The organism is Vibrio sp. 10N.247.310.98, from assembly GCF_041467395.1.
GTDB classification, from domain to species: domain Bacteria; phylum Pseudomonadota; class Gammaproteobacteria; order Enterobacterales; family Vibrionaceae; genus Vibrio; species Vibrio crassostreae_C.
In genome coordinates, this window is sequence record NZ_JBFSUL010000006.1 from 38,113 (window position 1) to 50,708 (window position 12,596).

The 12,596-nt window shown below is 44.5% G+C and carries 11 protein-coding genes; 4 read left to right on the forward strand and 7 right to left on the reverse strand.

Annotated elements, in window-relative coordinates:
* Positions 1 to 282 precede the first annotated feature (282 nt).
* The 3 genes from AB6E78_RS04195 to AB6E78_RS04205 all read left to right on the forward strand — a co-directional run bounded on the left by AB6E78_RS04195 (position 283) and on the right by AB6E78_RS04205 (position 3,843).
* Positions 283 to 1,515 (forward strand): pyridoxal phosphate-dependent aminotransferase, encoded by a 1,233-nt coding sequence (locus tag AB6E78_RS04195; RefSeq protein ID WP_017060166.1) that lies wholly within the window; start codon positions 283 to 285, stop codon positions 1,513 to 1,515.
* Between the two features lie 344 nt (positions 1,516 to 1,859).
* Positions 1,860 to 2,444: a 5'-deoxynucleotidase gene (gene yfbR / locus AB6E78_RS04200; protein WP_372132873.1), complete on the forward strand. Its 585-nt coding sequence runs from the start codon at positions 1,860 to 1,862 to the stop codon at positions 2,442 to 2,444.
* Between the two features lie 55 nt (positions 2,445 to 2,499).
* Entirely contained in the window at positions 2,500 to 3,843 is a 1,344-nt protein-coding gene (locus tag AB6E78_RS04205; protein WP_017060614.1) for an anti-phage deoxyguanosine triphosphatase, read from the forward strand.
* Positions 3,844 to 3,869: 26 nt separating this feature from the next.
* Here the strand turns inward: AB6E78_RS04205 and AB6E78_RS04210 are convergent, their stop codons facing one another.
* Complete coding sequence (locus tag AB6E78_RS04210; protein WP_017060615.1) at positions 3,870 to 4,469, reverse strand: tRNA-uridine aminocarboxypropyltransferase; 600 nt, start codon at positions 4,467 to 4,469, stop codon at positions 3,870 to 3,872.
* Between the two features lie 9 nt (positions 4,470 to 4,478).
* On the opposite strand from AB6E78_RS04210, the gene rrtA reads away from it, so the two are divergent.
* Positions 4,479 to 5,027, forward strand: coding sequence for a rhombosortase (rrtA, locus tag AB6E78_RS04215; protein ID WP_017060616.1), 549 nt, complete (start codon positions 4,479 to 4,481; stop codon positions 5,025 to 5,027).
* Here rrtA and AB6E78_RS04220 read toward each other — a convergent pair.
* From AB6E78_RS04220 to clpP, 6 genes are all read right to left on the reverse strand, one after another.
* Positions 5,018 to 5,317, reverse strand: coding sequence for a helix-hairpin-helix domain-containing protein (locus AB6E78_RS04220; RefSeq protein WP_017060617.1), 300 nt, complete (start codon positions 5,315 to 5,317; stop codon positions 5,018 to 5,020). The two genes, rrtA and AB6E78_RS04220, sit on opposite strands and share 10 nt — an antisense overlap.
* 224 nt (positions 5,318 to 5,541) lie before the next feature.
* On the reverse strand, positions 5,542 to 7,407 hold the full coding sequence (gene ppiD / locus AB6E78_RS04225; RefSeq protein WP_017060618.1) for a peptidylprolyl isomerase: 1,866 nt from the start codon (positions 7,405 to 7,407) through the stop codon (positions 5,542 to 5,544).
* A gap of 218 nt (positions 7,408 to 7,625) precedes the next feature.
* Positions 7,626 to 7,919, reverse strand: coding sequence for an HU family DNA-binding protein (locus tag AB6E78_RS04230; protein WP_012604504.1), 294 nt, complete (start codon positions 7,917 to 7,919; stop codon positions 7,626 to 7,628).
* Positions 7,920 to 8,087: 168 nt separating this feature from the next.
* Positions 8,088 to 10,439, reverse strand: a complete 2,352-nt coding sequence (gene lon / locus AB6E78_RS04235; RefSeq protein WP_017060619.1) for an endopeptidase La — start codon at positions 10,437 to 10,439, stop codon at positions 8,088 to 8,090.
* A 132-nt stretch (positions 10,440 to 10,571) separates the two neighbouring features.
* Positions 10,572 to 11,852 (reverse strand): ATP-dependent protease ATP-binding subunit ClpX, encoded by a 1,281-nt coding sequence (gene clpX / locus AB6E78_RS04240; RefSeq protein ID WP_009847283.1) that lies wholly within the window; start codon positions 11,850 to 11,852, stop codon positions 10,572 to 10,574.
* A gap of 81 nt (positions 11,853 to 11,933) precedes the next feature.
* The gene (gene clpP, locus AB6E78_RS04245) at positions 11,934 to 12,560 is read right to left on the reverse strand and encodes an ATP-dependent Clp endopeptidase proteolytic subunit ClpP (RefSeq protein ID WP_004736080.1); all 627 of its coding nucleotides are present in this window, start codon (positions 12,558 to 12,560) and stop codon (positions 11,934 to 11,936) included.
* Between the last annotated feature and the right edge of the window lie 36 nt (positions 12,561 to 12,596).

The window sequence follows — 12,596 nt, forward strand, 5'->3', positions numbered from 1 at the left end:
CATCTAAATTATTATTATATTAGTTTGATACTTTATGGGCAGTACCCACTTAGATCAAGAATGTACTATATCTTTTCAACATTCCTGTGATTTTAAGCGATCCCGCCCCTTTATTCATCTTAGCCAATAACCAAGAAAGCGATTAATTAAAATTTAGAAAAGAGTGACAACAAAAAGGCTAAACGTGACACTGAAATGCGACATTCATCAGATTTTTATTCTATCAAACGCCATTTTGCGGTACTTTAATAAAGTATTTAAATTAATTTCAGGAAATCGGCAATGCAAAATATCGGGATGTCGTCAAAACTCAACAGCGTATGCTACGAAATCAGGGGGCCTGTACTCAAACATGCTAAGCGCATGGAAGAAGAAGGGCATAAAATACTGAAGCTTAATATTGGTAACCCCGCCCCATTTGGTTTTGACGCCCCTGATGAAATCCTTGTTGACGTAATCCGTAACCTACCGACATCTCAAGGTTACTGCGACTCAAAAGGCATCTATTCAGCCCGCAAAGCGGTTGTTCAGCACTACCAGAAAAAAGGCCTACGTAACCTTGATGTAGAAGACGTTTACATTGGTAACGGCGCATCAGAGCTTATCGTTATGTCTATGCAAGCGCTACTGGATAACGGTGATGAAATCTTAGTTCCCGCTCCGGATTACCCACTATGGACAGCGTCTGTTGCGCTTTCTGGTGGTACACCGGTTCACTACATGTGTGATGAAGATGCTGATTGGTATCCAGATTTAGACGACATGCGCGCGAAGATCTCACCAAAGACGCGCGGCATCGTTCTTATCAACCCGAACAACCCAACAGGCGCGGTATACAGCCGTGATTTCCTATTACAAGTGGTTGAGATTGCTCGTGAGCACGGTTTGATCATCTTCGCCGATGAAATCTACGACAAAGTACTTTACGACGGTGCGGTACACACTTCAGTGGCAACGCTTGCTGAAGACGTATTAATGGTCACGTTCAACGGCCTATCTAAAGCTTACCGTGTATGTGGTTTCCGTGGTGGTTGGATGTTCTTAACAGGCCCTAAACACCTAGCGAAAGGCTATGTAGAAGGGCTAGAAATGCTGGCCTCAATGCGTTTGTGTGCCAACGTTCCAATGCAACACGCTATCCAAACCGCACTCGGTGGCTATCAGAGTATCAATGAGCTGATTCTTCCAGGCGGTCGACTGCTTGAACAGCGTGACCGTGCATGGGAACTGATCAACAAGATCCCTGGCGTTTCTTGTGTGAAACCGAAAGGTGCAATGTACCTGTTCCCTAAAATCGACACCAACATGTACAACATCAAAGACGATCAGAAGTTTGTACTCGACTTCCTTAAGCAAGAGAAGGTGCTATTGGTTCAAGGTACGGGCTTCAATTGGCCGAAACCGGATCACTTCCGTATCGTGACTCTGCCGCACATCGAAGATCTAGAAATCGCAATTGGTCGTTTAGAGCGCTTCTTACAGACTTACAGCCAAGACGACCTCATCGAAGGTTAATGAGCACAAAGAAAGATGGCTACAATTTGCTGTTTTAAAAGACTTTAACTTGTATTCATTCACTTCTATGCTTAAAAGGCTCCTGTTTAGGAGCCTTTTTTGTATCCGCTGTCTCGTATCCCTGTGCAAACACAAGATACGAGTGGAGTATTGTTTATACCAATCACAGTAAGTAAGTGTTCAGAAATAGCGTAGGGAAAAAGCTTGAGAACAAGGCAGCTATTTTCGACAAGCAGCTTCGATAAGTAGTTATTCTACAATCAAAAATTCTAACATAGTTATCGAGTTTTTTAACAAGCTAGGATGACCAGTTATTTACTACGATTGGTACTATAAGGACATTTATGAAACAGAGCCATTTCTTTGCCCATCTCGCACGCATGAAGCTAATTCAACGCTGGCCCCTGATGCGTTCGGTATCAAGCGAGAACATTTCAGAACATAGCCTACAGGTTGCTTTCGTGGCACACGCCTTGGCACTGATCAAAAACAAGAAGTTTGATGGTCAGCTTAACCCCGAGCACATTGCTCTGCTTGGCATGTACCACGACACCAGTGAGGTACTGACGGGTGATTTGCCAACGCCAGTTAAATACTACAACCCGGATATTGCACAAGAGTATAAGAAGATAGAAGCCGCGGCAGAACAAATACTGCTTTCGATGTTGCCAGAAGAGTTCAGAGACGACTTCGCCCCCTTCTTAATATCTGGTACTGCGAGTAAAGAAGAGCAAAGCATCGTCAAGCAGGCAGATACTATCTGTGCGTACCTGAAATGCTTGGAAGAGCTCAGTGCGGGCAATCATGAATACGAGCAAGCCAAGCGCCGATTGGAAGAGACACTCGAACAACGCAAAAGCCCAGAAATGGACTACTTTCTCACCACATTCGCACCGAGCTTTGAATTATCACTAGACGAGATAAGCTAGCTGGGTATAAGTTGTTTTTAATTAGCTAAATAAAATCAATTTGATAGGTGCTATTTTGAATTCTCAACTCGAACCACCCTTTGTACTCGAACAAGAATGGCAGCATCGAAATGACGATGAACATAAAATAAGACGGGATGACCACCGCAGCCCGTATCAGCGTGACCGTGCGCGCGTGCTTCACTCTGCTGCTTTCCGTCGCTTACAAGCGAAAACCCAGATCCATGGCACCACGGTCAACGACTTTCACCGAACGCGCCTTACCCACTCTCTTGAGGCCGCTCAGCTTGGCACCGGTATCGTCGCTCAACTGAAGAAAAAGCAGCCCGAATTTCGAGACCTATTACCCTCAGACAGTTTGATTGATTCACTGTGTTTGGCTCACGACATCGGTCATCCACCCTATGGACATGGCGGCGAAGTCGCACTCAACTACATGATGCGCGACCACGGCGGCTTTGAGGGCAACGCTCAAACGTTTCGCATAGTCACACAGCTAGAACCTTACACTGAACATCACGGGATGAACCTATCTCGACGCACTTTGTTAGGTCTAATTAAGTACCCTTCTCTGCTGAGTGAGGTTCAAGCTAAATTGCAGTCTGAACCCGTTAAGCATCAACGACAACTCCGAGCTAAAGATTGGATGCCAGCAAAAGGCATCTACGATCATGATGAAGAGTTGTTTAACTGGGTGCTTGAACCGCTTTCAAGCAGCGACCAACAGCTCCTAAAACAGAAAAGAAAAACGCATACCGAGCCACTTGAGCACAACAAGACCAAATATAAGTCACTGGATTGTTCGATCATGGAACTTGCTGACGACATCGCGTATGGCGTGCACGATTTAGAAGATGCGATTGTGCTTGGCTCTGTGACCAAAGCTCAGTGGGTCGAATCGGCTTACCCTCAACTGAAAGAGATGGCCGACCCATGGATTTGTGAACACCTAGATTCAATTACAGAGATGCTTTTCTCTGGTGAACAGTATCGTCGAAAGGATGCGATTGGTGGGATAGTCAACGCACTGTTGACCAGTATCTCGATTAAGCGAGTGGAGGCTAACTTTGAGAATGTACTGTTGGCTTACAATGCGGTGCTCGAGCCGAGCATGGACGGCACACTCGATAAGCTGAAACACTTTGTCAGCGAGTTCGTTATTCAAGTGCCACAGGTTCAGGTCATCGAATACAAAGGTCAACAGATCATCATGGATATGTTTGAAGCATTCAGCGCAGATCCTGAACGCTTGCTGCCACTGCCCATCAAGAAGCAATGGCTACAACATCAAGATGAGTCTCGAAAAATGCGCGTGATAGCCGATTACATTTCATCGATGACTGATGATCTTGCGCAGAAAATGCATCAGCAACTGTTCTCAGCTCATACCGAGTTTTAATTCCTGACTCACTTTACTAAAACGGCTTAATCTAAGTAGTTTTTCTCAAACACGCCCGGCGGCATTTGATTGATTTGAAACTGAATCATTTGGTCAAATGCCGTTAGCAAAGGGCTAAAGTCGCCATCACGCTCTAACAAGCTAAGTAAATGATAGCCAGCTTCAACGGTTGAAAGGCTATTTTCACTGGGTGCTTTGCGAATTCGGTAATTACCCTTGAGATCTTTCGGTAAATGAACCGTGTTCAACGCATGCAAATTACTCGATACTTGCCACATCTTGAATGCTTTCTTCCACGTGCCATCCAATAAAATCACACGCAGCTTCTTATTGGGAGATGTCGCCGACTCAACTGAAACAGAGTTTTCGCTTGGGTATAAAATCACATGTTGATACTGTTCATCGCACAACAATGCGTTGAGTTGTTCGTTGTCTGAAAAGTCTTCGCCAACAAACGTCACGCTGTTATTAAGAGATAACGAGAGAATACGCGCTGTTCCCATCGGACGATGCTCTTCTGATGGGTGCTGAAGAATGATAAGCTCAACATTCGATTCGAGTGGTGTAACCCACTGACAAATACAAGCTTTCAAAGCCTTGCTGCATTGGGGGCAATAACGAGACATGGATTTAATGTGTACCCTGTTTTAATTTTCATTTCACTTTTATGCGTCTTATTCCAATTTGAGCCAATACAAGCTTGGGTCGTTTGGGATAGCAATGCGATTGCCGATGGGCAATGGTGGCGAATCCTAACAGGAAACTTTTCACATACCAACTACTCGCATCTTCTGATGAATCTAGCAGGCTTGTGGATCATCAGCTACCTGTTTCAACCGAGTAAAAAACAGCTTGTTGTTGCTTTGCTTGTGATCAGTTTAGTGACTGGCGTCGCTCTGTTGTTTTCAAGTATTCAGATCTACGTTGGCCTATCGGGCACTTTGCATGGGTTGTTTGGCTTATTCGCGCTCAGAGAGGCTTTAAACGGCAGGAAGTCTAGTTGGCTGTTAGTATTCGGATTAGTCGCTAAAATCGCTTGGGAGCAGCTTATTGGCCCTTCTAGCACGACTGGTGAACTGATTAATGCTCGTATCGCGATTGAAGCCCACCTAGCGGGTGCATTGGCCGGAGGCTTCATATCTATCGCTTCATTTCTAACAAGTAGAAAAACGGGTCAAAGTTGAATTCTTTCGCGGTTCTTTTCAACCGTCGCTTCACCTATCCCTTTGACACTCACCAAATCATCAGCAGTAGTAAATGCCCCGTTCTGATCTCTGTAATCGACGATTTCTTTGGCTTTCTTGTCACCCACGCCAACCAATAGTGCTGAAAGTTCTTCTGCCGTCGCGGTATTGATGTTGACCGTAATCTCAATGCCTTCGTAAAGCTCAGCCTTGGTTGGGCTGTCTGCAAACACGGCAGGGCTTAAGAGCATCAGAAATGAAAGAATTAGTGTTGAATATATCGTGCGCATAAATAGTTCCTTTGTTCAAAAAACGTAACTTATGCATTTGCCGCGCTAGATAACACAATCACCAGATAAAAATAAAGCGGATCACCTAAGTGACCCGCTTCGTTATACATCTTATTTTCATCAGCTTGTTTGTTGGCTCACAAATCTGAATTAAAGCCTAACAATCACGTGTTGATTTCAGTAGTAAGCTCTAACTTGAGCTTGCTACTGAGGTAATCAAACGCTTACTGACCTTGACCCACTACGTAGTATTCAACGTCTGCGTTTTTACGAAGTACGTTTAATACGTTAGTCAGGTCTTGCTGGTTACCAACTCGCTCCAACTGTGCACCAATTTGAGTGCTGTAGGCTGGGTTGATCTCAGCCGTTACTTTAGAAAGCTCAACAACAACGATATTACCGTCTTGGTCTTTAGATTGACCGAACACAGCTTGACCTGCTTCTGGTTTCGCTAGAGCGAATACAGATGCCGCTAATGGCGAGTTACGGTCAATCGTTTCAAGTTCAGTGAACTCAAGGTTGTTGTCCGCTAGTACTGCTTCATTGCCTTGCTCAAGTTCGTTCACTAGAGAAACACCTAGCTCAACCGCTTGCTGCTCTGCTTGTACAGCAGACAGTGCAGCGACAACTTGATCTTTCACTTCAGCTAGAGGAAGAACTGTCTCATCACGAGTCTCTTCTACACGAACAACAATTACGTGCTCAGGTGCAACTTCGATAACTTCCGAGTTTAGACCGTCTTCTTTCACTTCAGGGCTCAAGATAGCTTGCATAACTGCAGGCGTCATCAGAACTTCTGGAGCGTCAACTTGAGAGATGAAATCTGTCGTTGTGATCTTCGCGTTGATAGCTTCTGCAGAATCATCTAGAGAATCTGGGAATTCAAACGCTACTTTTTCTAGCTCAGTTTGTTGCTCGTAGAACTGATCAACTGCGTGTTGGTCTAGAAGCTCTGTCTTAATCTCTGCCGCTACTTCAGTGTAAGGCTGAGCTTGAGACGCTTTTAGTTCGTCTAGCTTGATGATGTGGTAGCCGAAATCAGATTTAACTAGGCCAGTAGTATCGCCAATATTCTCAAGAGCGAAAGCCGCGTCTTCGAATGCAGGGTCCATAACATCGCGCTCAATCCAACCTAGGTCACCGCCAACGTCTGCACTACCGAAGTCGTCAGATTTCTCTTCCGCTAGCGTAGCAAAATCAGCGCCTGCATTTAGCTCGTCTAGGATTGCCTGAGCTTTCGCTTCGTCATCGCCTTGAACTAGGATGTGGCTAACTTTACGTTGCTCTTCCGTTGAGTACTTGTCTAGGTGCTCTTGGTAGTATTTCTGTGCTTCTTCATCGCTTACTTCAAGCTGAGACTTAAGCGCTTCAGCAGAAAGCTCAATGTAAGATACCTTAGCTTGCTCTGGACGAGTGTAAGCTGCTGGGTTCTCTTGGTAGTACTGTTCGATTTGCTCGTCAGTTAACTCGATGTCTTTTGCAAGGTCAGCAACAGACAGTGTCACTGTGCGAATGTCACGAGTTTGTGCGATAAGCTTGCTCTGAGTATCGATTTCGCCCTGAAGAACGAATTCACTGCCTTGAAGTGCAGTCACAAGCTGGTTGCGCATAAGGTCACGACGCATGTATTCAGCGAAGCTCTCTGCGCTGAAACCTGCACGACGTAGTGCCGATTGGTAAACTTCTTGGTCGAATTGACCCGCCGTTTGGAACTGAGGCATTTCTAGAATCATGGTGCGGATTTGAGAATCACTGATTCGTAGGCCTAGAGACTCAGCTTGCTGCTCAAGCAGTACGTCATTGATCATGCGATCAAGTACTGATTTACGGAAAGACTCTACGTAAGCAGGGTCTGCAAGCATTTGCGCGAAGTAATCGCCAAGTTGAGACTGCATACGATTACGTTCGTTTTGGTAAGCCTGTTCGAACTCACCACGAGCAATTTCTGTGTTGCCAACTTTAGCTGCTGCGTTGTTACCGCCACCGGTGATGTAGCTGCCTACACCTGCGAATACGAATGACAGGATAATCAACCCAAGGATAATTTTTACCGCGATGCTATTCACGCCTTCGCGTAATCGATCCATCATAATTTAAGTGCTCTCCGGATATGAAGCATTGGCTTCAAAATAAAAATCTATTCACGCGATATTATCAGAAAAAGAAATGCGCATCAGTAGGATGCGCATAATTTAAATAAGTTCAATGTGCTTTGTACACATACTGTTTAAGAATGAAACATCATTTTTCAAACAGTAAACGCATTTTACTGCCTTCCCCTCTTAAATGGAGGTTTCAGCAGTGAAAATTAGTTACATGCGTCTTTAAGTGCTTTACCCGCTTTGAAGCCAGGTACTTTAGCTTCTGCGATTTGGATCTCTTCACCAGTTTTTGGGTTACGACCTGTACGAGCAGCACGAGTACGAACACTGAAAGTACCAAAGCCAACAAGTGCAACTTGGTCACCAGATTGTAGCGTTGTGCCAACTGCTTCGATGAATGCGTCTAGAGCGCGGCCAGCTGAAGCTTTAGAGATGTCTGCGTTTTCTGCGATTGATTCTACTAGTTGTGTTTTATTCACTGTTTTTCCCCTATGTGTCATCTGTGACTACTTCTGATGACTGTACGTTCCATTTTGGTTTTAATTTAGCCGCAAGCCTTATTGCAAAAGGGCTGCCGCTTTGATCAATAACTTAGCGTCCAAAAAAAACGCTGACAAGCCTTTTCGGGCCTATCAGCGTAATTCTTTACTTATTTTTGCTATGCATCACTATTTTTTCACGTCAAACTCGACCCCTGACGGATCTCGTTCTAGCGCGACTTTGAGTACTTCATCAATCCACTGAACCGGGATCACCTTCAAGTCAGCGATTACGTTGTCTGGAATCTCTTCCAAATCACGCTCATTGTCTTTAGGGATCAGTACAGTTTTGATGCCGCCACGGTGTGCAGCAAGCAGTTTTTCTTTCAAGCCACCGATAGGTAAAACTTCACCACGAAGGGTAATTTCACCTGTCATACCGACCTCTGCTTTAACCGGGTTACCCGTCAAGCTAGAGACAAGTGCAGTACACATTGCGATACCCGCACTCGGGCCATCTTTCGGTGTAGCACCTTCTGGTACGTGAACGTGAATGTCACGTTTTTCGTAGAAATCTGAGTTGATACCCAGTTTTTCAGCACGAGAACGAACCACTGTCATTGCCGCTTGAATCGACTCTTTCATCACGTCGCCAAGTGAGCCAGTTTGCGTTAGCTTACCTTTGCCCGGCATTGCTTCGGTCTCGATAGTCAGTAGATCACCACCCACTTGAGTCCACGCTAGGCCTGTTACTTGACCGATACGGTTGCTTTCATCCGCTTTACCGAAGTCGTGGCGTTGAACACCTAAGTACTCTTTCAGGTTATCAATGTTAACCGTTACAGACTTAAGATCGCTGTCTAGCAAGATGTTCTTCACTGCTTTACGACAGATCTTTGAGATTTCACGCTCTAGGCTACGTACACCCGCTTCACGCGTGTAGTAACGAATGATGCCGATGATTGCAGAGTCTTCAATCTCAATTTCATGAGGCTTAAGACCGTTGCGTTGAACTTGCTTGTCCAGTAAATGGCTCTTAGCAATGTTCAGCTTCTCATCTTCTGTGTAACCAGATAGACGAATCACTTCCATACGGTCCAGTAGAGGCCCAGGAATGTCCATCGAGTTCGATGTTGCCACGAACATAACATCTGACAGATCGTAATCTACTTCTAGGTAGTGATCGTTAAATGCGTTGTTTTGTTCTGGATCTAGAACTTCTAGAAGTGCTGAAGATGGGTCGCCACGCATATCAGAAGACATCTTATCGATCTCATCTAATAGGAACAGTGGGTTCTTAACACCAACTTTAGACATCTTCTGGATCAGTTTACCCGGAAGTGAACCGATGTACGTACGACGGTGACCACGAATCTCAGCTTCATCACGAACGCCACCAAGTGCCATACGCGTGTACTTACGACCCGTTGCCGCAGCAATCGAACGACCTAGCGAGGTTTTACCTACACCAGGAGGACCAACAAGACAAAGGATTGGGCCTTTTAGCTTGTTGATACGGTTTTGTACTGCCAAGTATTCAAGAATACGTTCTTTAACACGCTCTAAGCCGTAGTGGTCTTCGTTTAAGATCTCTTCCGCTTTCGCTAGATTCTTTTTCACTTTTGAACGCTTAGCCCAAGGAACGCCCACCATCCAATCAATGTAGCTACGTACTACTGTTGCTTCAGCAGACATTGGCGACATCATTTTCAGTTTTTGCAGTTCTTGCTCGGTTTTTTCACGAGCTTCTTGAGGCATCTTAGAGTCTTCGATCTTCTTCTTCAGAGTCTCGAATTCATCAGGAGCGTCGTCCATCTCGCCAAGTTCTTTCTGAATCGCTTTCATTTGCTCATTCAGGTAGTACTCACGCTGAGATTTTTCCATTTGCTTCTTAACGCGGCCACGAATGCGTTTTTCAACTTGCAAGATGTCAATTTCTGACTCCATTTGGCCCATCAAGAATTCCAGACGTTCAGTCACATCTAAGATTTCTAGAACGTGCTGCTTGTCTACCAGTTTAAGTGGCATGTGTGCAGCAATCGTATCAGCAAGGCGAGCTGCCTCATCAATACCGTTCAGAGATGTTAGAACTTCTGGTGGAATCTTTTTGTTCAGCTTAATAAAGCCTTCGAATTGATTGATCGCGCTGCGAACAACCACTTCTTGTTCTTTTTCGTCAAGTTCTGAGGTTACAACGTATTCTGCGTCCGCTAAGAAAAACTCACTTTCTTTGAATTGGTGAATTTTTGCACGCTGCTGACCTTCGACAAGCACTTTAACAGTACCATCAGGGAGCTTTAGTAACTGAAGAATGGTAGCGACAGTTCCTACTTTAAATAGGTCGTCAATTGAAGGCTCATCAGTGTCCGCTTCTTTCTGCGCTACAAGTAGTACTTGTTTGTTAGCTTCCATTGCCGATTCAAGGCAAGTAATCGATTTTTCACGACCAACAAACAATGGAATAACCATGTGTGGGTAAACCACTACATCACGTAGAGGTAGCACGGGGATTTCGATACGCTCGGAACGTTCCAAGTTCATATATTTCTCTCTTCCGCTTTAACTTATAAAGCAGTATATGGGGCTTAAACGACTGGATTCAATGGAAGAATAAAAAAAAGGAGGTAATTGCTTACCTCCTTTTTCAATTTGAGTGACTTGTCTAAAAAAGACCTACTCTGCAACAGCTGCTTGGTTATCTGAGTTGCTGTAAATTAATAGTGGTTCTGACTCACCATTAATTACCGACTCATCAATCACAACCTTGCTTACATCAGTTGAAGATGGCAGTTCGTACATAGTTTCTAGTAGAACACCCTCCAAGATAGAACGTAGACCACGAGCACCTGTTTTACGGTTCATTGCTTTCTTAGCAATGGCACGTAAAGCATCTTCACGGAATTCTAACTCTGTATCCTCAAGCTCAAATAATGCTGCGTACTGTTTTGTAAGTGCATTCTTTGGCTCACATAGGATTTGGATTAGCGCTTCTTCATCAAGCTCTGTCAGTGTTGTTGTCACAGGTAGACGACCAATGAATTCTGGAATCAGACCATATTTCACTAGATCTTCAGGTTCTACTTGAGTGAACAATTCACCGATAGTTTTGGTTTCATCTTTTGAACGCACTTCTGCGCCAAAGCCGATACCTGAACCTGTTTCTACACGCTGTTCAATCACTTTATCTAGGCCTGCAAACGCACCACCACAGATAAATAAGATCTTAGACGTGTCCACTTGCAAGAACTCTTGCTGTGGATGCTTACGACCACCTTGAGGTGGAACTGAAGCTACTGTACCTTCAACAAGTTTTAGTAGAGCTTGCTGTACACCTTCACCAGACACGTCACGCGTGATTGATGGGTTTTCAGCTTTACGAGAAATCTTGTCGATTTCATCGATGTAAACAATGCCGCGTTCCGCTTTCGCTACGTCGTAATCACATTTCTGAAGCAACTTCTGGATGATGTTTTCAACATCTTCGCCCACGTAACCCGCTTCGGTTAGTGTTGTTGCGTCTGCCATTGTGAAAGGAACGTCTAGGAAACGAGCCAATGTTTCAGCCAGTAGTGTTTTACCACTACCAGTAGGACCGATAAGAAGAATGTTACTCTTACCTAGCTCTACGCCTTCAGCTGTCGTATCACCATTACGTAAACGCTTGTAGTGGTTATAAACTGCAACTGCTAGCACTTTCTTCGCGTATTCTTGACCGATTACATAGTCGTCAAGATGCTCACGAATCTCACGCGGCGTTGGCAGCGATTCCGATTCTTTCTTAGGAAGAACATCTTTAATTTCTTCACGAATAATGTCGTTACAAAGATCGACACATTCATCACAAATGTAAACAGAAGGACCTGCGATTAACTTGCGAACTTCGTGTTGGCTTTTGCCACAGAAAGAGCAGTAAAGCAGTTTACCGCTACCACCCTCTTTGCTTTTATCTGTCATTCGCTAACCTCTTAGCCTTAACTCTCTATGCTTGAGTGTATATCAATTTGAATCACTTTGCGTTAAACAATTGCCCTGCAATTATTGACCGCGGTGATTAAGAACTGAATCCACCAAGCCGTATTCTACTGCTTGATCAGCAGACATGAAGTTATCACGATCTGTATCGCGCTCAACAACTTCTAGAGGCTGACCTGTGTGCTCTGCCAATAGTTTGTTTAGCTTTTGTTTGATCGTTAGGATCTCTTGCGCGTGAATTTGAATATCAGACGCTTGGCCTTGAAAACCGCCAAGTGGCTGGTGAATCATTACACGTGAGTTTGGAAGCACGTGACGCTTACCAGGAGTACCACCCGCTAGTAAGAATGCACCCATAGAGCAAGCTTGACCCATACATACTGTGCTCACGTTTGGCTTGATGAACTGCATTGTGTCGTAGATAGACATGCCTGCTGTTACGCTACCGCCAGGTGAGTTGATGTAAAGATAGATATCTTTGTCTGGGTTTTCTGATTCCAAGAAAAGCAGTTGAGCCACGACAAGATTTGCCATGTGGTCTTCCACTTGACCTGTTAAGAAAATGATACGTTCTTTTAATAGACGAGAATAAATATCGTAAGAACGTTCACCACGGGAAGTCTGTTCAACCACCATAGGAACTAGTGCGTCCATAATCGATGGCATTGTATTTTTTTCTTGGTAGCTCATATTCTTATGTCCCTAAAATAAATGGCCCGAATGATT

What these genes read in the sequence shown, in the direction of transcription:
- AB6E78_RS04195 (WP_017060166.1), top strand. Translation starts at nt 283, where the DNA reads ATGCAAAATATCGGGATGTCGTCAAAACTCAACAGCGTATGCTACGAA.
- yfbR (WP_372132873.1), top strand. Translation starts at nt 1,860, where the DNA reads ATGAAACAGAGCCATTTCTTTGCCCATCTCGCACGCATGAAGCTAATT.
- AB6E78_RS04210 (WP_017060615.1), bottom strand. Translation starts at nt 4,469, where the DNA reads ATGTCTCGTTATTGCCCCCAATGCAGCAAGGCTTTGAAAGCTTGTATT.
- AB6E78_RS04220 (WP_017060617.1), bottom strand. Translation starts at nt 5,317, where the DNA reads ATGCGCACGATATATTCAACACTAATTCTTTCATTTCTGATGCTCTTA.
- ppiD (WP_017060618.1), bottom strand. Translation starts at nt 7,407, where the DNA reads ATGATGGATCGATTACGCGAAGGCGTGAATAGCATCGCGGTAAAAATT.
- AB6E78_RS04230 (WP_012604504.1), bottom strand. Translation starts at nt 7,919, where the DNA reads ATGACACATAGGGGAAAAACAGTGAATAAAACACAACTAGTAGAATCA.
- lon (WP_017060619.1), bottom strand. Translation starts at nt 10,439, where the DNA reads ATGAACTTGGAACGTTCCGAGCGTATCGAAATCCCCGTGCTACCTCTA.
- clpX (WP_009847283.1), bottom strand. Translation starts at nt 11,852, where the DNA reads ATGACAGATAAAAGCAAAGAGGGTGGTAGCGGTAAACTGCTTTACTGC.
- clpP (WP_004736080.1), bottom strand. Translation starts at nt 12,560, where the DNA reads ATGAGCTACCAAGAAAAAAATACAATGCCATCGATTATGGACGCACTA.